We start from the raw sequence: 21,730 nt of genomic DNA, 5'->3' as shown, positions 1-21,730 counted from the left end.
GTTGATTCAGGGAGACGAGATGCTGGGTGACCTCGAAGTATCGCGCGGGTATCAGCAGAACGCGGCGTACTGGGAGCGCGTCGTTCGACAACGACTCGATAAATTTCAGACGGAGGTCACCGACGTGGCCTTGCTGGATCTGATCGGCGACTGCACCGGCGCGAGTGTGCTCGATGCGGGTTGTGGCGAGGGCTATTTCGCACGTGATCTCATCGCGCGCGGGGCCGCGCACGTGGCCGGTGTCGACACCTGCGCCGAGTTGATCATCGCGGCCCGCGAGCACCCCGAGAGCGGCGGCCACCGCGCGGACTATCATCACGCCGATGTGGCTGACATGCCCTTGGGTGACGCAAGTGTCGACGTCGTGGTGGCGAACCGACTCCCCCACGGCATCGCGGATCCGGCGAAACGTTTCGAAGAGTTTCAGCGAGTCCTCCGGCCTGCGGGGCGGTTGATCGTGTTGTCCATGCATCCCTGCTTCTACGCCGCCCGCGGCGACCGGGAGGGGATCGGCTTCGCGTCCACGATCGACGACTACTTCGGTGTCAGAACGGTCCAACAGCGTTTCGACGTCGCGGGTCTGACTTCCCCCGCCGCGTCTTTCCAGCAGTTCTACTCGTTGGAAGAACACATCGGAATGATCACCGCGGCGGGATTCGCGATCACGAGCCTGCGGGAACCCCGGCCCTCTGCCGAGCAGAGACGATCCGACACATTCTGGGCAACCAACTTCACCCGCCCGCTGTTCATGCTGCTCGAATGCACCACAATGAGTGCCGAGTGACCGTCGCCCGGACTCGACGAACTTGTCCGTGCGTGGTCACGTAGCGCCGCGCGCAACCGAAGTGCTTTCGCTCGCTTACATTGGAGCGAGTGAGCACAGGAAAACGCGCGCTGTCCGGCATCATCGCCGCCGGAGTGGTCCTCGGTGTCGGTGAACTGATCGCCGTCCCCATCGGACCCAACTCTTCACCGCTGACCGCCGTCGGGTCCTCGGCCGTCGACCACAGTCCGGCCCCGATCCGCGAGTGGGCCATCGACACGTTCGGCACCTCCGACAAGCTCGCCCTGTTCGTCGGCATGGCCGTGGTGATCGGAGCGATCGCCGCGGCAGCAGGAATCGCCCGCAAGCCGATCGGCGCGGTGGTGTTCGCCGCCCTGGGTGTGCTCGGCGTACTCGCGGCAGTCACCCGACCCGACGCAACGGCCTTCTACGCAGTCCCGACCATCTGCGGCGTCATCGTCGGGATAGTCGTGCTGCACGCACTCATCGGCGCCGCCGCGCCTGCGACCGAGGGCATGAACCGACGCAGCTTCCTCACCCTCGCCGCCGGTGCCGCGGTACTGGGCGTCGTTGCCGGAACAGCAGGACGGATGCTGACCTCGGCCCGCGCAGTCACCGCGGATCGACTCGGCTTCATGCTGCCCACGCCGACCCCGCAACCCCCGATACCGGACGGTGCGGACCTGAAGATCGACGGCCTCGCGTCGTACATCACGCCGAACGAGGACTTCTACCGCATCGACACCGCACTGGTTGTGCCGCGGGTGTCCTCGGAGGACTGGTCGTTGCGGATTCACGGCATGGTGGACCGCGAGATCGAGTTGACGTTCGCCGACCTGGCCCAGCGTCAGGCCGTGGAGAAAACCGTCACTCTGACATGCGTATCCAACATCGTCGGCGGCGACCTCGTGGGTAACGCCACCTGGATCGGCTACCCGCTCAAAGACATTCTCGAAGAAGCCGGCATCTCACCCGACGCCGACATGGCGCTGTCGTCGAGCAAAGATGCGTTCACCGCAGGCACCCCGCTCGAGGTTCTGCTCGACGGCCGCGACGCCCTGCTGGCCGTCGGCATGAACGGCGCACCGCTGCCCGTCGAGCACGGCTACCCGGCGCGGCTCGTCGTCCCCGGCCTGTACGGGTACGTCTCGGCGACCAAATGGGTCACCGACATCGAGATCACCCGATTCGACCGAGTTACCGCTTATTGGACCGACCGCGGCTGGGGCGCACTCGGTCCGATCAAGACGGCTTCGAGAATCGACACGCCACGTTCGGGCAGTTCCGTGCCCGCCGGGCGGACGGTGATCGCGGGCGTTGCCTGGGACCAGCACACCGGTATCGACGCCGTGGAAGTGCAAGTGGACGAGGGCAACTGGGTGCAGGCCACACTGTCCGAGGAGTACTCCGAGGACACCTGGCGGCAATGGACCGTCGAGCTCGACCTGCCCGCCGGTCAACACTCGATCCGAGCCCGCGCCACCAACTCCGCCGGCGAGCTGCAGACCAACAAGACCGCCGACACCGTCCCCGACGGAGCCACCGGCTACCCGAAGATCTCGGTGACGGCGAACTGATTCAGGTAGTCGCGAAGCTGGCGCGAACCGAATTCTCCGCCAACTGCTGTCGCTCGTCCGCAGTCAGACCCATACCCTTTTCCAGCGCGGTGAAATTGTCGTCGACGTAGCCGCCGAAGTAGGCAGGGTCGTCGGAATTGATCGACACGAGAAGTCCCCGCTCGAGCATCTGCCGCAGCGGTAGCTGTTCCACGGTGTCGATCACCTTGAGCCGGACGTTGGACAGCGGACACACGGTGAGCGGAATCTGTTCCTCGACAAGCCGATTCACCAGCGCCTCGTCCTCCAGGCACCGCACCCCGTGGTCGATACGCTCGACCTTCAGCAAATCCAGTGCCTGCCAGATGTAGTCGGGCGGGCCCTCCTCACCGGCGTGCGCGACCACGTGCAGCCCCTCGGCACGCGCCTTGGCGAACACGTCGACGAACAGCGACGGTGGATAGCCCACCTCGGCGGAATCGAGACCCAGCCCGATGATCGGAGCCTTCATGGCCAACAGGTCGTCGAGCAGTTGATTGGCGTGCAGCACCGGCTTGTCGCGCAGGATCGACGCGATCAAACCACTGGTGACGCCGAATTCGCGCTCACTGGACGCGCAGGCGTCGGCCAATCCCTCGACGACGGCCTGAAGCGGTACACCGCGCTCGGTGTGCGCCTGCGGATCGAAGAAGATCTCCGCATGCGTCACCCCCGCCTGCGCCGTGCGGCGGAAGTAGGCCCGGGCGAGATCGACGAAATCCTCGGCGGTCTGCAGCACGGCCATGTTCGCGTAGTACAGGTCCAGGAAGGACTGCAGGTCGGTGAACTCGTATTTCGCACGCAGCTCGTCGATGTCGTTGTACGGCAGGGCGATTGCGTTGCGCTCGGCAAGATCGAAGATCAGCTGGGGTTCCAGCGACCCTTCGATGTGCAGATGCAATTCGGCCAGTTGATCGTTACTCACTCACCCGATGCTACTTGCCCGTGTACGTCGCCTTCCCCGGACCGACCGCGAGGAAGCTCTGTACCGCTCCGCGCAGATCCTCGGTCTCGAACAGAGCTCCGGAGACCTCCGAGGTGATCTCGTCCGCATGAGCCACACCACCCGAACGCCACGCTGCCACAATCTTTTTCGTCGCTGCATGCGCGACGGTGGGGCCGTCGGCCAGTCGATGCGTCAGCGCGAGCGCCGCGGCGTCGACATCGTCGTGGATCTGATTGACAACGCCCCACTCCTTCAGCGTCTGCGCGTCGTAGAGGTCTCCGGTCATCACGAGCTCGCGAGCACGACCCGAGCCGGCCCGCTCGGCCAGGCGCTGCGGCCCGCCCATCGAGGGCGTCAACCCGACGACGGTTTCGACCAGACCGAACTTGGCCTTGGGTCCGGCGAGAATGATGTCGCAGGCCAATGAGATCTCGAATGCCGCGGTGAGCGTCAAACCGTGCGCGGCGTAGATCACCGGGCAGGGCAGCGCCTCGAGTGGATGAGCGATGTCTGCGAACAATCCCCGCCACAGATCGGCGCCCTGCGCAGCGGACAGTCCCTCGAACACGTGCACGTCGACCCCCGCCGAGTTCACCTTGCCCTCGGCGCGCAGCAGCACCGCACGCGGCGGGTTCGCAACGAGATCGGCAACATCAGCGGCCACCGCGTCGAACATGGCCTGATCGAAGAGATTGAGAGGGCCGTGATCGAACGTCAGGACAGCGACCTCGGCGCCGGCCGCAGTGGTCGATCGAACGAGCGAAGTGGGTGCGTCAGCCATGCTTCGCATAGTGCCACACCCGTCCGGGACGGTTGTTACCAACGAGTATTGTTTGCAGACAACTAGCCGTTACCGAGAGGAACAAGTAAGTGAAGCGCAGCCTGTTCGAGTCCGATCACGAAGACTTCCGCGCATCGGTTCGCGAGTTCGTCACCCGAACCATCGCACCGGTCGAGGAAAAGCTCGTCGAACAGCGGTACATCGACCGCGAGATCTGGCTCGAAGCAGGACGCAACGGGTTCCTCGGACTCGAGGTACCGGAGGAGTACGGCGGCAGCGGAGCCGAGGACTATCGATTCAACGCCGTCCTCGGGGAGGAACTCTCCCGCTCGAGTGCCGCGGTGGCGTCGTGCTTCGGTATCCACGTCGACATCGTCGCGCCCTACTTGGTCAAGCTCACGACTGAGGAACAGAAGAAGCGCTGGCTGCCCGGCTTCTGCAGCGGCGAGATCCTCACCGCCATCGCGATGACCGAACCGTCCGGCGGCTCCGACCTGGCCGCGCTGAAGACCACTGCCGTCAAGGATGGCGACGACTTCATCATCAACGGCTCCAAGACGTTCATCACCAACGGCAACTCCGCCGATCTCGTCATCGTCGCCACCCGCACCACGCCGGAGAAGAAGGCCAAGGGCATCACGCTCTTCGCCGTCGAGAACGGCACCGAAGGATTCTCCCGCGGACGCAAGCTCGACAAGGTCGGTCAGCCCGAATCCGACACCGCCGAGCTGTTCTTCGAGAACGTGCGCGTGCCGAGCTCCAACATGATCGGCGAATTCGACGGCGGCTTCATTCACATGATGCAGCTACTCCCCCAGGAGCGCATCAGCTGCTCGGTGGCCAACCTCGGACACGTCCGCCCCATCCTCGAAGAGACGCTGCAGTACGCCAAGGACCGCAAGGCATTCGGCCAGCAGATCGGCTCGCTGCAGTGGAACAAGTTCCTGCTCGCCGAGCTCGTCACCAAACTCGATGTGGCACAGGCGTACATCGACAACTGCATCGCCGCGCACGGCGTCGGCGAATTGACGGCCATCGACGCCGCCAAGGCCAAGTGGTGGAGCTCGCAGGTGCAGAACGAAATCCTCGATCACTGCGTGCAGCTGCACGGCGGCTACGGATTCATGAACGAATACCGCGCCGCGCGGGCCTGGAAAGACGCTCGGGTGACCAAGATCTGGGCCGGATCGAACGAAATCATGAAGGAACTCATCGGCCGCGATCTGGGACTGTGAGTGCCTGCGGCAGTGGTGTGTTCAGGTGCCCTGGAGGGCACACAGAAGCGGAGCCTGCGGAGCGACCAAAGTCCGGAGCCGCACCACTGCCGCAGGCACTTATTCGAACGCAGGCCTGGCGTAGAAGCAGACTGCGATCATTCCGACGATCAGCACGACGGCGGGTAGGATCAGCGACTGCGCCATTGCCGTGGTGAAGCCGTCACGTAGCATCTCGGGCACTCGACCGGCGAATTCGTTTGCGCCCGAAGCCGATCCGCCGGTAGGCAATTCGGCGGCCAGACGAGACTGGATGAGCGCGCCGATGCCCGCACTACCGAGTACCGACCCGATCATGCGGGTGGTGTTGTAGATCCCCGAGCCTGCGCCTGCCTGGCTCATCGGCAGATTGCGCGTCGCCGTGGCCGCGAGCGGAGACCAGATCAACGCATTCGCCACTCCCATTGCCGCGACCGGGAGCAACAGCTTCCACATCGCGGTGGTGGGCGTCATTTCGTAGGCGAACCACAGCAACGCGGCGGCCAGGATGAACAGACCCGAACCGGCGATGTAGCGCGGATGGGTCTTGTCGACGAGTTTGCCGATGTTCGGTGCGAGCAGTCCGGTCAGCAGGGCCATCGGCACGAACAGCAACGCCGAACGGGTGGGAGTGAGCCCGGTGACGCTCTGCGCGTAGAACATGATCGGCAGCATCATGCCGGACATCGCGAAACCCATTGCTGCGATACCGACGTTGGACAGCGAGAAGTTACGGTCGCGGAACAGAGCCAACGGCACCAGCGGTTCGCTCTTGTTCACGGCCTGCCAGTAGACGAACCCGGCGAAGACGAGCACTCCGGAGCCGATGAGAATCCAGATGCCCGTCCCCCAGTCGTACTTCTGCCCCTCCTGAATACCGAACACGATGCAGAACAATCCGATGGCGCTGAGCGCGACACCGAGCAGATCGAACTTGTGATCGTGTGTGGGCAGAACAGGAACGAACCTCAGCGCCAACGCAATTGCGAGAACACCCACCGGCAGGTTGATGAAGAAGATCCACTCCCACCCGAGCGAGTCGACGAGAACGCCACCGAGAATGGGGCCGACGAGTGTTGCCACTCCCGCGACGGCTCCCCATGCACCCATGGCCGTTCCGCGCTTCTCGGCGGGGAACACCCGGGTGATCACAGCCATGGTCTGCGGGGTGATCATCGCAGCGCCGAGGCCCTGCACAGCGCGTGCCGCGATCAGCATCTCGATGGACCCGGAGAGCCCACACCATGCCGACGCGAGAGTGAAGAGCACCAGCCCGGCGATGTACAGATTCCTGGGACCGAACTTGTCACCCAGACGCCCGGTCACGAGCAGCGGCACCGCGTAGGCCAGCAAATATGCACTGGTGACCCAAATGACGTTGTTGATGTCGGTGTTCAAGCCGGCAAGGATGGCCGGCTGAGCGACGGCCACGATGGTGGTGTCCACCAGAATCATGAAGAAGCCGAGGCACAACGCCCACAAAGCGGGCCACGGCCTGATCTCTCGTTGCTGCGCAACAGTATCGACGGCGCTCATGTCTGACTCTCCTTCCCCGAAACCTCGGGGTTGCGTTGGTCCGCTGCGTTCTGCAGCGTCTAGTGGTGTGCGGAAATATGGTGCGGCCACGGGAGCTCCCCGCTGTCGATCCGCTCCAGATAGCTCGTCAGCCAACTCACTTCGGCCGACAGCATGTGATGGGTGTAGTCGATTCCGGCCCAGTAGATTTCGGAGACTTCACGATCGGCCGCCAGCTGCTGATAGCCGGCCAACTCGTCGATCTCCCGCGTCAGATCCTCGATCCGTGCGCGCAACAATGCGATCGCCTGCGATGCTGCCAGGTTGTGCATCTCCGACAGGCCGAGCGTGAACTGCGGATATTCACGCACCGGGGTGCGGAGGATTTCGGCAAGTCGATCGGTGAGAACCCGTCGACCGGCGGGAGTGATGTCGTACGTCGTGCGCTCCGGACGGTTGCCACCGCGATCTGTGCCCACCTCGGTGACGAGTTCTTGCTCGTGGAGCCTGCCCACAGCGTGATAGAGCGAGCCGGGCCGAATCTTGACGATGCGATCTTCCTTGCGTGCCAGCAGGAGTTGATACATCTCGTAGGGATGCATCGGCCCCTCCGACAACAGGGCCAGAACCGAGACCCCCAGTGGGTTGACCGTGCCAGAACGCATCGAAGCTCACCCCGAACCCACATATTCCGATCGAATTATTCCAGCTGGAATATATGCCCACGGTCAGGCGAAGAGCAACCGGGACATAGCTCTCACCAGGGGATCAATCGGACAAACAGCGCACAGCGTCTCGAACAATCGTCGGCAGGTGCCGTGGGTGTCCACAATTGGTTCGCTGCGGCGGGAAACCGCCCGCGGAACCCAATAGTGGACAGAAATCGCAGTAGCGATGCCGCAGATGGACCTCGATCGAGGTTGACTTCTCTGCACGAACGCCGAAGGGACACCGACCTCAGGTCGATATCCCTGGTAAAACAGACGAAGACCGGATACTCGGAATTTCTTCCGTGTATCCGGCCTTGTCACCGAGTTTCTGGTGGAATTTACTTCGAGAAGGTCACTCCACCAGGAGAAATCGGGTTACGAAGCTTGAATCAGATGGCGCGGACGCCGGTAGCCTGGGGGCCCTTCTGACCCTGGCCCACCTCGAACTCCACGCGCTGGCCCTCGTCGAGCGACTTGAAGCCGCTACCCTGAATCTCCGAGTAATGAACGAAAACGTCCGGTCCGCCACCATCCTGCTCGATGAAGCCGAAGCCCTTTTCGCCGTTGAACCACTTCACACTGCCCTGCGTCATTCTGTAAACCTTCTGTAAGCGAGCTAGATCTTCACGTCGAAGCTCTAATCTCAAATGCGAGTCTGCCATCTATTGGCGCTGAGCGAAACACCGGGGGCGAAAAAGTTCGAAAGATTGCTTCTGGACGGTGAAACCAGGAAGTCGCCCAGCGTCTCTGTAGCTAGGGTTTCAGACGTGGATCTCCCCCTTATCGATGCCGGCTCGTTCGACCCCCACCGACTCGATATCGTGCGCCTGGCCTGGTGTCGACGGTTGCAGATGGACGATCGCGCCCTCGACACCGACGCCGAACGCGTCGAACATCTCGGCACCACCGAAGACATCACCGTGCTGCGGCTTGCCGCGACCACCCTGGTTGTCGGCCCGTCCTGGGCCATCGACGCCTCGCGTACGACCACCGGCCAGGCGAGCGCCGACCGAACGTGGATCTCGTCGCTGCTGGGAGAACGCGCGGAGCACTACGAGATCGGCACTCACACGCTGGCCTACGGGGCCGAGATCGGGCACACCATCGACGTACACGACCCCCTGATCTCCCACGATGCAGTGCACGCACGCAACCTCGCGGCGCACTGCAGCGACGCCGACGTTGCCGAGGCATTCGGCGAACCGGTCTCGCGCAACTGGTTCACGCTGCTCGGCGACGACCGACCCGCAGATTCGGCGCACTCCCTCGCATCGGCGGGCTACTCCGAACAACAATTGATCCTGGCCGACATGCGTGTGCTGACGGACCCGGACCATCGCCGACGGGGCCACGCCCAGGTGGTCGGCCGGCTGGCGACCAACGACGCGATCGACGACGGCCTGATCCCACAGTGGCGATCTCGACCGGAGAACGCCGTTGCTCGACGCCTCGCCGCGCGGTTGGGTTATGTGGAGATCGGTGCGTGTCACACCGCTGTGCTCCGCGCCGATCGAGGTTGAGGACGGCGCCGACTGGGTAGCGTCGAGAGAACAGATCGAAACGAGGAGTGACAGCATGGCCGACGATGCCGCCTACGTGGAACCGGGCAAGGAATTCACGCGCGACACGAACTACATTCCGACACGAATCACCGAGGACGGCCGAGACGGCTACCCGGTGGAACCGGGGCGGTATCGACTGATCGCCGCGCGTGCCTGCCCGTGGGCTCATCGGTCCATCATCGTTCGCCGGCTCCTCGGCCTCGAAGATGTTCTGTCCCTTGGCATTCCCGGACCCACCCACGACCCGCGCAGTTGGAACTTCCAGGAAGAGCCGGGCGGCGTCGACTCCGTACTGCAGATCCCTCGGCTGCAGGACGCCTACTTCGCGCGATTCCCCGACTACGAACGTGGAATCACCGTCCCCGCGATCGTGGACGTCCCCACCGGCCAGGTGGTCACCAACGACTACCCGCAGATGACCCTCGACTTCTCCACCGAGTGGACGCAATACCACCGCGACGGAGCCCCGGATCTGTATCCCGAGGCCTTGCGCGGCGAGATAGACGAGGTGGCGGACCTGGTGTTCCGGGACGTCAACAACGGCGTCTACCGCTGCGGCTTCGCCGGTTCACAGGAGGCGTACGACAAGGCCTACGACCGACTGTTCGCCCGCCTCGACTGGCTCGTCGAACGCCTGTCCACGCAGCGCTACCTGGTCGGAGACCACATCACCGAGGCCGACGTTCGCCTGTTCACCACCCTGGTCCGGTTCGACCCCGTTTATCACGGCCACTTCAAATGCAATCGAAGCAAGCTCAGCGAGATGCCGGTGCTCTGGAACTACGCACGCGATCTGTTCCAGACCCCCGGATTCGGCGACACCGTCGACTTCGACCACATCAAGCGGCACTACTACGAGGTGCACCGCGACATCAACCCGTCGGGCATCGTGCCCACGGGCCCGGACCTGGCAGGCTGGCTCGAACCCCACGGCCGCGAAACCCTGGGAGGCTCCCCCTTCGGCGACGGCACCGCTCCTCCGCCGCCGAGGCCCGACGAGCTCGTTCCAGCCGCTCACTGGGTGCACTGACCGACGAACTCTCGACAGGAAAGAGGACCCATGGCGGGCAAGAAGGACAACGCACAGGTCGAGGTCTCGAACGGAGGCAAGCTCGAACGCGCACTGGTCAACATCCTCGACAACGCCAGCCGCCTACAGGGACCTGCAGTCGACAAGTACGTCGCGCACGTGCGTCGAGCACACCCGTACGACACACCGGCCCAAATCATCGAACGCCTCGAGAAGCGATTCCTGCTGGCGGTGACGGGCAGCGGTTCGGCCGTGGGCGGCGCAGCGGCAGTCCCTGGGATCGGGACAGTCGTCTCGCTCGCCGCGGTCGGTGCCGAAACGGCATTCTTCATCGAGTCCTCGGCGTTGCTGACACTCTCGGTCGCGTCCGTGCACGGCATTCCCGTCGAAAACCATCAGCAACGACGCGCCCTGGTGCTGTCGGTCGCGCTCGGCGAGTCGGGCATGCAGATCGTCCAACGGACGGTGGGCAAGACAGCGAAGAACTGGGGACCGCTGATCACCTCCCGCATTCCCGGCGGCTCGATGGCCAGCATGAACAAGTCGCTGGTGAAGAAGTTCATCACCAAGTACCTCGCCAAGCGCAGCGCGCTGCTGGTCGGCAAGATGCTCCCCGCCGGAATCGGCGCGGCGATCGGTGGCGCGGGCAATCGCGTCGTCGGCAAGGGCGTCATCAAGAACGCCCGCGAGGCGTTCGGTCCGCCGCCTGCCCGGTTCCCGGAGAATCGCATCATCGAACCGGACGAATGACGGCTTCACGGAATCATCGGGCGTACTCAGCGTTGACACTCGACATGACCCCAACACCTGATCTCGGCAAGTACGGCGTCTGGCGACTGCACTCGGCATTTACTCCAGAACTCTCGCGGGCTATCGAATCCTTCGGGTACGGCACGATCTGGCTCGGCGGCTCGCCACCTGCAGATCTGACCACCACCGAGGACATTCTCGACGCCACCGACACGGTCGTCGTCGCCACCGGCATCGTCAACATCTGGTCGGACGCAGCCGCCGACGTCGCCGCGTCGTATCACCGGTTGGAGAAGAAGCATCCGGGGCGATTCGTCCTCGGAATCGGCGCGGGCCACCCCGAGGCGACGCAGGAGTACACCAAACCGTACGACGCCTTGGTGGCGTATCTCGACGATCTCGACGAGGCCGGGGTACCGGTGGAGCGACGCGTCCTCGCCGCTCTCGGCCCGAAGGTGCTGGCCTTGGCGGCCGACCGCACCGCAGGTGCGCATCCGTACCTGACCACCCCCGAACACACCCGCGAAGCACGAGAAGCATTGGGACCGAACAAAATTCTGGCACCCGAGCACAAAGTGGTGCTCGAATCGGATCCCGAGAAGGCGCGCTCGATCGGCCGGCCACCGGTCAACAACCCGTACCTGCACCTGCGTAACTACACCAACAATCTGAACCGACTCGGGTACTCCGACGAGGAAATCGGCGACGGCGGCAGCGACCGACTGATCGACGCCCTGGTGGCGCACGGTACCGCCGACGCGATCGCGGCCCGATTGAACGAGCATCTCGCCGCGGGCGCGTCGCACGTGACGCTGCACGCGCTACCCGACGCGGCCGATCCGCTCGAGACCTACCGAGAGATCGCAGCCGCACTGCATCGCTGAGACAGCTCGGCGCGACCTCGGTGGTCGCGCCAGATGTCGGTCGCACCCCGTAGCCTCGTGTACCGGTTGCCGCGCGCAACCGGTACACGACGTGTTCGACGGCCAGGGGGATTGCGCACAGATGACCAGCTACTCGGGAGCAGCGCTCGAAGCCCACGCACTGACCAAGCAATTCGGCACTGTTCGCGCAGTCTCGGACCTGAGCTTCGCCGTTCCCCGCGGAACCGTCACCGGATTCCTCGGCCCCAACGGATCAGGCAAATCGACGACGCTGCGCATGCTGCTCGGACTCGTGGAACCCACCTCGGGCGTCGGCCTCGTCAACGGCGCTCCGTTTCGGTCGGCGACCCATCCGGCCCGCACCGTCGGAGCTGTTCTCGACTCGCTGAGCCTGCACCCCAAGCGCAGCGCCGCACACCACCTGAAGATCTACACCGCCGCCATCGGAGTGCCGGACAGCCGCGCCCTCGACGTGCTCCACCTCGTCGGACTCGGTGATGCCGCCGAACGCGCCGCAGGCGGCTTCTCCCTCGGTATGCGTCAGCGCCTGACGTTGGCGACAGCACTGCTGGGAGATCCGGAAATCCTCGTTCTCGACGAACCCGCGAACGGTCTCGATCCCGAAGGGATCGCTTGGCTGCGCGACTTCCTCAAGGCGTTCGCCGCCTCGGGACGAACCGTCCTGGTGTCGAGTCACATCCTGCGCGAGATCGAGCAGACCGTGGACAATCTGGTGATCGTCAGCGCCGGGTCGCTGATTTACCAGGGTTCCATTGCGCAACTGCGATCTACGCGTCCGAGCCGCGTGCTCGTCGCTGCCTCGGACCCGGCGAAGCTGGCCATCGCGTTGGCGTCGAACGGTTTCAACGACACCCAGTTGCTGCCCGACGGTCGCATCGGCGTCGCAGGCACCGACGCGGCCACCATCGCCCGCACAGCGGCCGATGCCGCGGTGACGGTGTTCGGCACCACCAGCGAACACGTCGACCTCGAGCAGGTGTTCCTGTCGATGACGGCAGGGCAGTACAACGCCCCACCCGTCCAACAGAACCCGTACGGCGGGCCGCCACCGGGATACGGGCCACCGCCGGGTTATCAACAGGGCTACCAGCAGGGGTACGGTCCGCCGCCCCACAATTACGGTCCGCCACAGAACTGGAACGGGGGTCCGCGATGAACGCGCTGCTGACGTCGGAGATCCGCAAGGTCACGACGTTGAAGTTCTGGTGGGCACTGGCGATCGCTCCGATCGTCGTCGGAGTGTTCGCATCCGTCATCACCTCGGTGATCGCGAACCAGTTGGGCGAATTCGAGGAGGACCTCGATATCTCGGGCGGGGTTGCCTCGATCGGCCTGTACGTCGCCGCCGGAGCCGCAATTCTGTTCGCGGGCATCTTCGGAGCCGTCAACGCCGGGACCGAATTCCGTCACAAGACCATCACCACCAGCTTCTTGACGGCCCGCGGCCGCGACGGAGTGATCGCGGCCAAGCTCATCGTCACCGCGCTGTTCGGGCTCGGATACGGCCTGGTGGTACTGCTGGCCAGCCTGATCTGCCTGCTCATCTTCAACGACCGAACCGTGATGCTCGACGGCCCGTTCATCGGTGTGGTCGCGTCGTGCCTGCTGGCCGTCGTGCTGTGGTCGATGATCGGTGCAGGGCTTGGCCTGCTGCTCAAATCTCCGACGTGGGCCGCCATCGTGCTGGTCGCATGGCTGCCGTTCGGAGAGGGTCTGCTCTCCCTGATCCTGTTCGGACTCGGGCTCGGGTCGGTTGCAGTGGCACTGCCGTCGAACCTGACTCTGCCGACCATGGCGGCGACTCAACTCGACGACGCGGGAGACCTGGCGTCTTGGCCGTGGGCACCGCTCGGACTCGCACTGTGGGCCGCGATCCTCACCGGCGGCGGCTGGTTCCTGGCCCGCACCCGTGACATCGACTGAGGTCGGCGGCGGGAGTGGAGCCTGCGGAACGACCATGACTTGCCGTTCACGCGTTCGACGGCGAACCTGTCGGTGGTCGGGTCTACCGTGGTGAACCGATGGCACACAGTAATTCGGTGAAAGACCGCGCGGCGGCACCCGAACGGAACTCGGCAGGGCGGGGCAGCGCAGAACCTGCGTCGGGCACCCCGCGTGGGTGGATCAGGCGTCTGGTCGCGCAGTGCATGCTGCATCGACGTACGGCACTCGGCGCGCTGGGCGTGACGATGATCGCCGCCGTCATCGACATCTCGTTCCCGCTGCTCACCAGGTTGGCGATCGACGACGCCACCGCAGGTAAGGGCGAGACGATCGCGAAAGTGGCCGCCGCCATCGCGCTGTTGGGTCTGGTGCGCTTCGCCTGCCAATTCGGTCGACGCATGCTCGCCGGTCGGCTCTCGATCGACGTCCAACACGATCTGCGCCTCGATCTGCTCGCCTCGCTACAGCGACTCGACGGGCGCAAGCAGGACGAGATCCGCACCGGCCAGGTCGTGTCGAGATCGATCACCGATCTGCAACTGGTGCAGGGACTGCTGGCGATGGTGCCGCTGTCGGCCGGAGCCGTCCTGCAGTTCGTGCTGGCCCTTGGGGTGATGGCATATCTGTCGCCGCTGCTCACCGTTGTCGCGGTGCTCATCGTTCCGGCAGTGAGCATCGTCGTCTATCGGATACGGCCTACCCTCTTCGCTGCCACCTGGTCCGCGCAGCAACGCGCTGCCGATCTGGCTCAGCACGTCGAGGAAACCGTCACCGGCGTCCGAGTCGTCAAGGGCTTCGGACAGGAAGCCCGCGCGGTCGATCGCATCGAAGCACTGGGCCGCACGCTGTTCGCCGAGCGCATGCGGTCGGCAAAGATCAACTCGCGCTTCGCCCCGTCGATGGCCACCATCCCCCAACTCGGGCTCGTCGGAGTCATCGCCCTCGGCGGCTATCTCGCCTTGCAGGGCCACATCACCATCGGCACGTTCCTGGCCTTCGCCACCTATGTCGCAACATTGTCCGCAGTCACCCGCACTGTTTCGTCCGTGGTGATCATGGCCCAGCTCTCCCGCGCTGCCGTCGAGCGCGTCTACGAGGTGGTCGACACCGAGCCGTCCGATCCGGAACCAGCGCGGCCCGTTGCATTGCCCGACGGCCCACTCGGAGTCCGTCTCTCCGAGGTGAGGTTCGGGTTCGAGCCCGAGCGAGACGTCCTCACCGGTCTGAATCTGACGATCTCGCCCGGGGAGACGGTCGCCGTCGTGGGGCACGCCGGATCGGGAAAGACGGCGCTCGCTCTACTGCTCCCCCGCTTCTACCGCCCCGCCGCAGGTCAGATCGCGTTGACCTCCGACGACACCCTCGTCGACATCGACGACCTGGACTCCACGTCGCTGCGCGAGGCGGTCTCGCTGGTGTTCGACGAGCCGTTCCTGTTCTCGGACACCATCGCCGCCAACATCGCTCTCGGCAAGCCCGATGCCACGGCGGACGAGATCGAGCACGCAGCGCGGCTGGCGCAGGCGTCGACGTTCATCGACGCACTGCCGGAGGGCTACGACAGCCTCGTCGGTGAACGTGGGCTCACCTTGTCCGGAGGTCAGCGCCAACGCATCGCATTGGCCCGAGCGCTCCTGGTCGAACCGCGGATTCTGATCCTGGACGACGCCACCTCTGCGGTGGACGCCGAGACCGAAGCCGCGATCTTCGACGCACTGCGTGGCGTCCGGACGCGCGCGACTCTCGTTCTCGCTCATCGCCGCTCGACCTTGACCTTGGCAGACCGCGTCGCGGTGCTGGACAACGGCCGCATCATCGACACCGGCACGGTCGACGAACTCGATCGGCGTTGCCCGTTGTTCCGGGCCCTGTTGGCCGGCGGGGACGGCGAACCGAACGACGACGACGCCGATCCCGAGCCCATCGCGAACCCGTCCTCCGATGCGCTCTGGCCCGACACCGCGCCGGAATCGACAGTCGAGCCCGGCGCAGCGGCAGCACCATCGGCCGGAGGCGGAGGTGGGCACGGAGCTGCGATGGCAGGGGCGTTCGGCTCGCTTGCACCGACCCCCGCCATCTCCGCAGCGGTCGCGGCCCTGCCTCCGGCGACCGAGGATCCGGGCGCATCGGGATCCGAGCTGCGTCGGCCCGACCCGGAGTTCCGGTTGTCGAGGCTGCTCAGCCCGGTGCGACTGCTGCTGGCAGCCGTGGTGGTACTCCTGGCACTGGATTCGCTGGCCTCCATCGCCTTCCCCTCACTCGTTCGATACGCGGTGGACAGCGGAGTGGCGCGCGGAGACTCGAACACCTTGTGGGTAGCCACCTCGATCGGCGTGGTGCTGGCGGCGGCGAGTTGGTTCGTCGTCTGCTGGACGACGGTCATCACCGCGCGGGCAGGTGAACGAGTGCTCTTCGGTCTGCGCGTTCGCAGCTACGCCCACATACAGCGGCTCGGCCTCGACTACTACGAACGCGAGCTGTCGGGCCGCATCATGACCCGGATGACTACCGACGTCGACGCTCTGTCGTCGTTCATCCAAACCGGCGCATCGACGGCCGTGGTGAGTGTGCTGACGGTCGTCGGCATTGCGGCTGCACTGCTCGTCACCGATCCGGTGCTCGGACTGGTCGCACTTGCGGTCGTGCCGCCTCTCGCCGTGGCCACCGTGATCTTTCGGCGCGTGTCCTCGGCGGCGTACTCGACATCCCGCGAGCGCATCTCGATCGTCAACGCCGACTTTCAGGAGAACGTCACGGGCTTGCGCGCCGCGCAGGCGTACCGCCGCGAGGAATACGCCGCATCCCGGTTCGCCGAACGTTCCGACCGCTATCGGGTGAGCCGGATGCGATCGCAGACCGCGATCTCGGTGTTCTTCCCTCTCATCACATTGCTCTCCGACATCGCACTGGCCGTCGTGGTGTTCGTCGGTGCCCATCAGATCGCCACGGGCACCACCACCGCGGGCACCCTCGTGGCGTTCGTGCTCTACCTCGGGCTGCTCTTCGGACCGATCCAGCAGCTCTCGCAGGTGTTCGACGGCTACCAACAGGCACGAGTCGGTGTCGGCCGTATCGGGGATCTTCTCCGCACCACCAGTTCCATAGAAACCACGACCGCCGCGGACAGCACCGCACTTCCGGGCGGACGCCTGCACGCCGATATCGACCTCGTCGACGTCGGGTTCCGATACGCCGGAGCGCAGTCCGACGCCCTTCGTGAGGTAAATCTCACCATCCCGGCCGGCACCACCGTCGCGCTGGTCGGACGCACCGGCGCAGGCAAATCCACAGTGGTGAAACTGCTGGCCCGCTTCTACGATCCGACCTCAGGATCGGTGCGAGTAGGCGGCCACGATCTGCGTGACTATCGCCTCTCGGACTACCGGCACCGACTCGGCGTAGTACCGCAGGAAGCGCACCTGTTCACCGGAACTGTCGCGTCGAACATCGCCTACGGCAGGCCCGACGCCAGCCGCGCCGACATCGAGAACGCGGCTCGATCGGTGGGGGCTCTGGGCACCATCGCTGCACTTCGCGGCGGTATGCATCAACCCGTCGGCGAGCGTGGGCAAGGGTTGTCCGCGGGTCAACGACAGCTGATCGCGCTGGCGCGAGCCGAGCTGGTCGACCCCGACCTGCTCCTGCTCGACGAGGCCACCGCCACACTCGATCCGGCGACCGAGCGGACGGTACTTGCGGCCGGCAATGCCGTCGCGCGCACCAGGACCGCCGTGGTCGTGGCTCACCGATTGGCGACCGCCGCGCGAGCAGATCTGATCGTGGTGGTCGACGACGGCCGTATCGTGGAAACCGGACGACATTCGGAGCTCCGCACTCGAGGCGGCTTCTACGCGCAGCTGTGGGCTGCAGCGGAAACGAACCGGGGGAATACTTCGATAGTCCACGGTGTCGTCGGCAACGAGGCCGATGGTTACCGGTGAGTACATATCACAGCTACGTCCCGGACGCACGTGAGCTGGACCAAAGGTCTAGCCTGGACACGTACGCGCGCTGAACGGGAACGAAGACAGAAACGAGGCGAACTACTGCCGTGAGCAGCAGCTCTACTACCCAATTCGGACAGAATCAATGGCTGGTCGACGAGATGTACCAGCGATTCAAGCAGGACCCTTCCTCCGTCGACGCGAGCTGGCACGAGTTCCTCACCGACTACGATCCCGACGCAGCGGCCGACGAGACCCCGGCCTCGAACGGCGCTGCCGGCAACGGTGCAGCCACGAACGGTAGCTCGACCAAGTCCGCTCCTCCCGCAGCGCCCGCTCCTCCAGCCAAGTCTGCTGCTGCCAAGCCCGCCGCAAAGGCCGCAGCGCCCAAGTCGGCTCCGGCAGCCGCCGCTCCCAAGGCCGCTGCCCCCAAGGCCGAGGCATCGAAGCCTGCCGCTGCAGCGAAGCCCGCCGAGAAGGCAGCTCCGGCCAAATCGGCTCCCGCGAAGCCCGCCGCAGCCGAGTTCGGTGAAGAGTCCTCGAAGATCCTGCGCGGCGCTGCTGCGGCGGTGGCGAGGAACATGTCCGCCTCGTTGCAGATCCCGACCGCGACCAGCGTGCGTGCGATCCCAGCCAAGCTGATGGTCGACAACCGTCTCGTCATCAACAACCATCTCGCTCGTACCCGTGGCGGCAAGATCTCGTTCACGCACCTGCTCGGTTACGCCATCGTGCAGGCCGTCAAGGCGTTTCCGAACATGAATCGCCACTTCGCAGAGGTCGACGGCAAGCCAAACGCCGTCACTCCGGCGGCGATCAACCTCGGACTCGCCATCGACCTGCCCGGCAAGGACGGCACTCGTTCCCTCGTCGTCGCTGCCATCAAGAACACGCAGGACTTCACGTTCACGCAGTTCTACAACGCGTACGAGGACATCGTGCGTCGTGCCCGCGACGGCAAGCTCACCGGTGAGGACTTCCAGGGCGTCACCATCTCTCTGACCAACCCCGGCGGAATCGGAACCGTGCATTCGGTGCCGCGTCTGATGCAGGGGCAGGGCGCCATCATCGGTGCCGGAGCGATGGAGTACCCAGCCGAATTCCAGGGTGCCAGCGACGAGCGTCTCGCCGAGTTCGGCGTCGGCAAGCTCATGACGCTGACCTCGACGTACGACCACCGCATCATTCAGGGTGCGGAGTCGGGCGACTTCCTGAAGACGATCCACAATCTGCTGATCAGCGACGAGTTCTACGACGAGCTGTTCCATTCGCTCAAGATCCCGTACGAGCCCATTCGCTGGCGCAAGGATCTGCCCGAGGGCACGGTCGACAAGAACACTCGCGTGCTCGAGCTCATCGCGGCGTACCGCAACCGCGGACACCTGATGGCCGACACCGATCCGTTGCAGTTCACCAAGGACAAGTTCCGGATGCACCCGGACCTCGACGTGATCAGCCACGACCTCACGCTGTGGGACCTCGACCGTGAATTCAAGGTCGGCGGATTCCACGGCAAGGACAAGATGAAGCTGCGGGACGTGCTGAGCGTTCTGCGCGACTCGTACTGCCGCCACGTGGGCGTCGAGTACACCCACATCCTCGAGACCGAGCAGGTCTCGTGGCTGCAGGAACGCGTCGAGGCCAAGCATGTCAAACCGACTGTGGCGCAACAGAAGTACATTCTGAGCAAGCTCAATGCCGCCGAGGCGTTCGAGACGTTCCTGCAGACCAAGTACGTCGGGCAGAAGCGCTTCTCGCTCGAAGGTGCCGAGTCCGTCATCCCGATGATGGACTCCGTCATCGACCAGAGCGCCGAATACGCCCTCGACGAGGTCGTCATCGGTATGCCGCACCGCGGCCGACTGAACGTGCTCGCCAACATCGTCGGCAAGCCCTACTCGAAGATCTTCACCGAGTTCGAGGGCAACATGAACCCGGCAGCCGCGCACGGCTCCGGCGACGTGAAGTACCACCTCGGTGCCGAGGGCACCTACATCCAGATGTTCGGTGACAACGACATCAAGGTCTCGCTCACCGCGAACCCGTCGCACCTCGAAGCGGTCGACCCGGTTCTCGAGGGCCTCGTCCGCGCCAAGCAGGACCTGCTGGACAAGGGCACCGGCCAGGGCGGCTACTCCGTCCTGCCGCTGATGCTGCACGGAGACGCCGCATTCGCAGGCCAGGGCGTCGTAGCCGAGACACTGAACCTGTCCGATCTGCGGGGCTACCGCACCGGCGGCACCGTGCACATCGTCGTCAACAACCAGGTCGGATTCACCACCTCACCGGAGTTCTCGCGTTCGTCCGAGTACTGCACCGATGTGGCGAAGATGATCGCCGCGCCGATCTTCCACGTCAACGGCGACGACCCCGAGGCATGCGCCTGGGTTGCTCAGCTCGCGGTGGACTTCCGTCAGAAGTTCCACAAGGACGTCGTCATCGACATGATCTGCTACCGCCGTCGTGGTCACAACGAGGGCGACGACCCCTCGATGACCCAGCCGGCGATGTACGACGTGATCGACACCAAGCGCAGCGTCCGCAAGAGCTACACCGAATCGCTGATCGGCCGCGGCGACATCTCGCTCAAGGAAGCCGAGGACGCACTCCGCGACTACCAGGGCCAACTCGAACGCGTCTTCAACGAGGTGCGCGAACTCGAGAAGTACACCCCGGAGCCCAGCGAGTCCGTCGAACTCGACCAGCAGTTGCCGGCCAAGCTCACCACGGCCGTCGACAAGTCGGTTCTGCATCGCATCGGTGACGCGCACCTGAACGTCCCCGACGGCTTCAACGTGCACCCGCGCGTCAAGCCGGTGCTCGAGAAGCGTCGTGAGATGTCGTACGAGGGCAAGGTCGACTGGGCCTTCGGCGAATTGCTCGCACTCGGATCGCTCGTGGACGAGGGACGCAATATTCGCTTCTCCGGCCAGGACACGCGACGCGGCACCTTCACCCAGCGGCACTCGGTGATCATCGACCGGAAGACCGGTGGCGAGTACACGCCGCTGCAGAACATCGGCAGCGACAACCCCGGCAAGTTCATGGTCTACGACTCCGCGCTGAGCGAATTCGCGGCCGTCGGCTTCGAGTACGGCTACTCGGTGGGTAACCCGGACGCACTCGTGATGTGGGAAGCGCAGTTCGGCGACTTCGTCAACGGCGCGCAGTCCATCATCGACGAGTTCATCTCCTCCGGTGAAGCCAAGTGGGGTCAGCTCTCCGACGTCGTGCTGCTGCTGCCGCACGGCCACGAGGGTCAGGGCCCCGACCACACGTCCGGACGCATCGAACGCTTCCTGACGTTGTGCGCCGAGGGTTCGATGACCGTCGCACTCCCCTCGACCCCCGCGAACTACTTCCACCTGCTGCGCAGGCATGCGCGTGACGGCATCCGTCGCCCGCTCATCGTCTTCACCCCGAAGTCGATGCTGCGCAACAAGGCAGCGGTGAGCAACATCGAGGACTTCACCGACGGCAAGTTCCACTCGGTGTTCGACGAGCCCACCTACGACACCGGCACCGGCGACCGCAGTGCGGTCAAGCGCGTACTGATGGTCAGCGGCAAGCTCTACTACGAGCTCCTCGCTCGCAAGCAGAAGGACAACCGCGACGACGTCGCCATCGTCCGCATCGAGCAGCTCTACCCGGTTCCGGTCCGCCGCATTCGGGAAGCACTCGAAAGCTACCCGAACGCAACGGAATTCCGCTGGGTTCAGGAAGAGCCTGCCAATCAGGGTGCCTGGCCGTTCTTCGGTCTCGCACTACCCGAGCTCGTCCCCGAGAAGCTGGTCGGCATCAAGCGCATCTCCCGTCGCGCCATGTCCGCCCCGTCCTCGGGATCGAGCAAGGTACACGCCGTCGAGCAACTCGAAATCATCGACGAGGCCTTCAACGCAGTCGGCGAAGGCTAGTCAAGTAGTTCGGTAGCGACAGCGGCCCACTCCTTCCGGGGGTGGGCCGCTGTCGTCGTTCCTGGGCTCCCCCGTTCCGCGTCAATGGACCACTGCA

General features: G+C 64.7%; 16 protein-coding genes. 11 read left to right on the top strand and 5 right to left on the bottom strand.

The features are described 5' to 3' along the window. The first annotated feature begins 19 nt into the window (after positions 1–19). Both ACNEOT_RS09140 and ACNEOT_RS09135 read left to right on the top strand, forming a co-directional pair. Positions 20–784 carry a class I SAM-dependent methyltransferase gene (locus tag ACNEOT_RS09140; protein WP_415973550.1) on the top strand — a complete coding sequence of 255 codons (765 nt, stop codon included), beginning with the start codon at positions 20–22 and terminating at the stop codon, positions 782–784. An 89-nt stretch (positions 785–873) separates the two neighbouring features. Continuing rightward, the gene (locus ACNEOT_RS09135) at positions 874–2,361 is read left to right on the top strand and encodes a molybdopterin-dependent oxidoreductase (RefSeq protein WP_415973549.1); all 1,488 of its coding nucleotides are present in this window, start codon (positions 874–876) and stop codon (positions 2,359–2,361) included. A gap of 1 nt (position 2,362) precedes the next feature. Here the strand turns inward: ACNEOT_RS09135 and ACNEOT_RS09130 are convergent, their stop codons facing one another. Continuing rightward, positions 2,363–3,304: an adenosine deaminase gene (locus tag ACNEOT_RS09130; RefSeq protein WP_415973548.1), complete on the bottom strand. Its 942-nt coding sequence runs from the start codon at positions 3,302–3,304 to the stop codon at positions 2,363–2,365. A 10-nt stretch (positions 3,305–3,314) separates the two neighbouring features. Beyond that, positions 3,315–4,106, bottom strand: a complete 792-nt coding sequence (locus tag ACNEOT_RS09125; RefSeq protein ID WP_415973547.1) for an enoyl-CoA hydratase/isomerase family protein — start codon at positions 4,104–4,106, stop codon at positions 3,315–3,317. Between the two features lie 89 nt (positions 4,107–4,195). Here ACNEOT_RS09125 and ACNEOT_RS09120 point away from each other — a divergent pair, with 89 nt between their 5' ends. After that, positions 4,196–5,341: an acyl-CoA dehydrogenase family protein gene (locus ACNEOT_RS09120; protein ID WP_415973546.1), complete on the top strand. Its 1,146-nt coding sequence runs from the start codon at positions 4,196–4,198 to the stop codon at positions 5,339–5,341. A gap of 99 nt (positions 5,342–5,440) precedes the next feature. Here ACNEOT_RS09120 and ACNEOT_RS09115 read toward each other — a convergent pair whose 3' ends face one another. The 3 genes from ACNEOT_RS09115 to ACNEOT_RS09105 form a co-directional block, all read right to left on the bottom strand. After that, complete coding sequence (locus ACNEOT_RS09115) at positions 5,441–6,895, bottom strand: DHA2 family efflux MFS transporter permease subunit (RefSeq protein ID WP_415973545.1); 1,455 nt, start codon at positions 6,893–6,895, stop codon at positions 5,441–5,443. Between the two features lie 59 nt (positions 6,896–6,954). Next, positions 6,955–7,539 carry a PadR family transcriptional regulator gene (locus ACNEOT_RS09110; protein ID WP_415973544.1) on the bottom strand — a complete coding sequence of 195 codons (585 nt, stop codon included), beginning with the start codon at positions 7,537–7,539 and terminating at the stop codon, positions 6,955–6,957. 434 nt (positions 7,540–7,973) lie between these two features. Next, a complete protein-coding gene (locus ACNEOT_RS09105; RefSeq protein WP_008714360.1) occupies positions 7,974–8,177 on the bottom strand; it encodes a cold-shock protein in 204 nt (67 codons plus the stop codon). 174 nt (positions 8,178–8,351) lie between these two features. Between ACNEOT_RS09105 and ACNEOT_RS09100 the strand changes: the two genes are divergently transcribed. The 8 genes from ACNEOT_RS09100 (at position 8,352) to ACNEOT_RS09065 (ending at position 21,633) form a co-directional block, all read left to right on the top strand. Then, a complete protein-coding gene (locus ACNEOT_RS09100; RefSeq protein WP_415973543.1) occupies positions 8,352–9,104 on the top strand; it encodes a GNAT family N-acetyltransferase in 753 nt (250 codons plus the stop codon). 55 nt (positions 9,105–9,159) lie between these two features. Continuing rightward, positions 9,160–10,176, top strand: coding sequence for a glutathione S-transferase family protein (locus ACNEOT_RS09095; protein WP_415973542.1), 1,017 nt, complete (start codon positions 9,160–9,162; stop codon positions 10,174–10,176). 30 nt (positions 10,177–10,206) lie between these two features. Further along, a complete protein-coding gene (locus ACNEOT_RS09090) occupies positions 10,207–10,926 on the top strand; it encodes a hypothetical protein (RefSeq protein WP_415973541.1) in 720 nt (239 codons plus the stop codon). Between the two features lie 44 nt (positions 10,927–10,970). After that, a complete protein-coding gene (locus ACNEOT_RS09085) occupies positions 10,971–11,810 on the top strand; it encodes an LLM class F420-dependent oxidoreductase (protein WP_415973540.1) in 840 nt (279 codons plus the stop codon). Between the two features lie 121 nt (positions 11,811–11,931). Then, a complete protein-coding gene (locus ACNEOT_RS09080; RefSeq protein WP_415973539.1) occupies positions 11,932–12,987 on the top strand; it encodes an ABC transporter ATP-binding protein in 1,056 nt (351 codons plus the stop codon). Continuing rightward, entirely contained in the window at positions 12,984–13,754 is a 771-nt protein-coding gene (locus ACNEOT_RS09075) for an ABC transporter permease (RefSeq protein WP_415973538.1), read from the top strand. Before ACNEOT_RS09080 ends, ACNEOT_RS09075 begins: the two co-directional genes overlap by 4 nt. A gap of 224 nt (positions 13,755–13,978) precedes the next feature. Then, complete coding sequence (locus ACNEOT_RS09070; protein ID WP_415973713.1) at positions 13,979–17,716, top strand: ABC transporter ATP-binding protein; 3,738 nt, start codon at positions 13,979–13,981, stop codon at positions 17,714–17,716. A gap of 110 nt (positions 17,717–17,826) precedes the next feature. Continuing rightward, positions 17,827–21,633 (top strand): multifunctional oxoglutarate decarboxylase/oxoglutarate dehydrogenase thiamine pyrophosphate-binding subunit/dihydrolipoyllysine-residue succinyltransferase subunit, encoded by a 3,807-nt coding sequence (locus tag ACNEOT_RS09065; protein WP_415973537.1) that lies wholly within the window; start codon positions 17,827–17,829, stop codon positions 21,631–21,633. Positions 21,634–21,730: the final 97 nt, after the last annotated feature.

This window comes from Rhodococcus sp. 077-4, from assembly GCF_047782425.1.
In the GTDB taxonomy this organism is placed as follows: domain Bacteria; phylum Actinomycetota; class Actinomycetes; order Mycobacteriales; family Mycobacteriaceae; genus Rhodococcoides.
Note: the sequence above shows the minus strand (reverse complement) of the source record. Positions and strands in the feature narration are given on the sequence as shown.

Excerpts from the sequence above, each read along its gene's own strand:
- ACNEOT_RS09140 (WP_415973550.1), top strand. The coding sequence starts at position 20 with ATGCTGGGTGACCTCGAAGTATCGCGCGGGTATCAGCAGAACGCGGCG.
- ACNEOT_RS09125 (WP_415973547.1), bottom strand. The coding sequence starts at position 4,106 with ATGGCTGACGCACCCACTTCGCTCGTTCGATCGACCACTGCGGCCGGC.
- ACNEOT_RS09115 (WP_415973545.1), bottom strand. The coding sequence starts at position 6,895 with ATGAGCGCCGTCGATACTGTTGCGCAGCAACGAGAGATCAGGCCGTGG.
- ACNEOT_RS09110 (WP_415973544.1), bottom strand. The coding sequence starts at position 7,539 with ATGCGTTCTGGCACGGTCAACCCACTGGGGGTCTCGGTTCTGGCCCTG.
- ACNEOT_RS09105 (WP_008714360.1), bottom strand. The coding sequence starts at position 8,177 with ATGACGCAGGGCAGTGTGAAGTGGTTCAACGGCGAAAAGGGCTTCGGC.
- ACNEOT_RS09095 (WP_415973542.1), top strand. The coding sequence starts at position 9,160 with ATGGCCGACGATGCCGCCTACGTGGAACCGGGCAAGGAATTCACGCGC.
- ACNEOT_RS09090 (WP_415973541.1), top strand. The coding sequence starts at position 10,207 with ATGGCGGGCAAGAAGGACAACGCACAGGTCGAGGTCTCGAACGGAGGC.
- ACNEOT_RS09085 (WP_415973540.1), top strand. The coding sequence starts at position 10,971 with ATGACCCCAACACCTGATCTCGGCAAGTACGGCGTCTGGCGACTGCAC.
- ACNEOT_RS09080 (WP_415973539.1), top strand. The coding sequence starts at position 11,932 with ATGACCAGCTACTCGGGAGCAGCGCTCGAAGCCCACGCACTGACCAAG.
- ACNEOT_RS09075 (WP_415973538.1), top strand. The coding sequence starts at position 12,984 with ATGAACGCGCTGCTGACGTCGGAGATCCGCAAGGTCACGACGTTGAAG.
- ACNEOT_RS09070 (WP_415973713.1), top strand. The coding sequence starts at position 13,979 with ATGCTGCATCGACGTACGGCACTCGGCGCGCTGGGCGTGACGATGATC.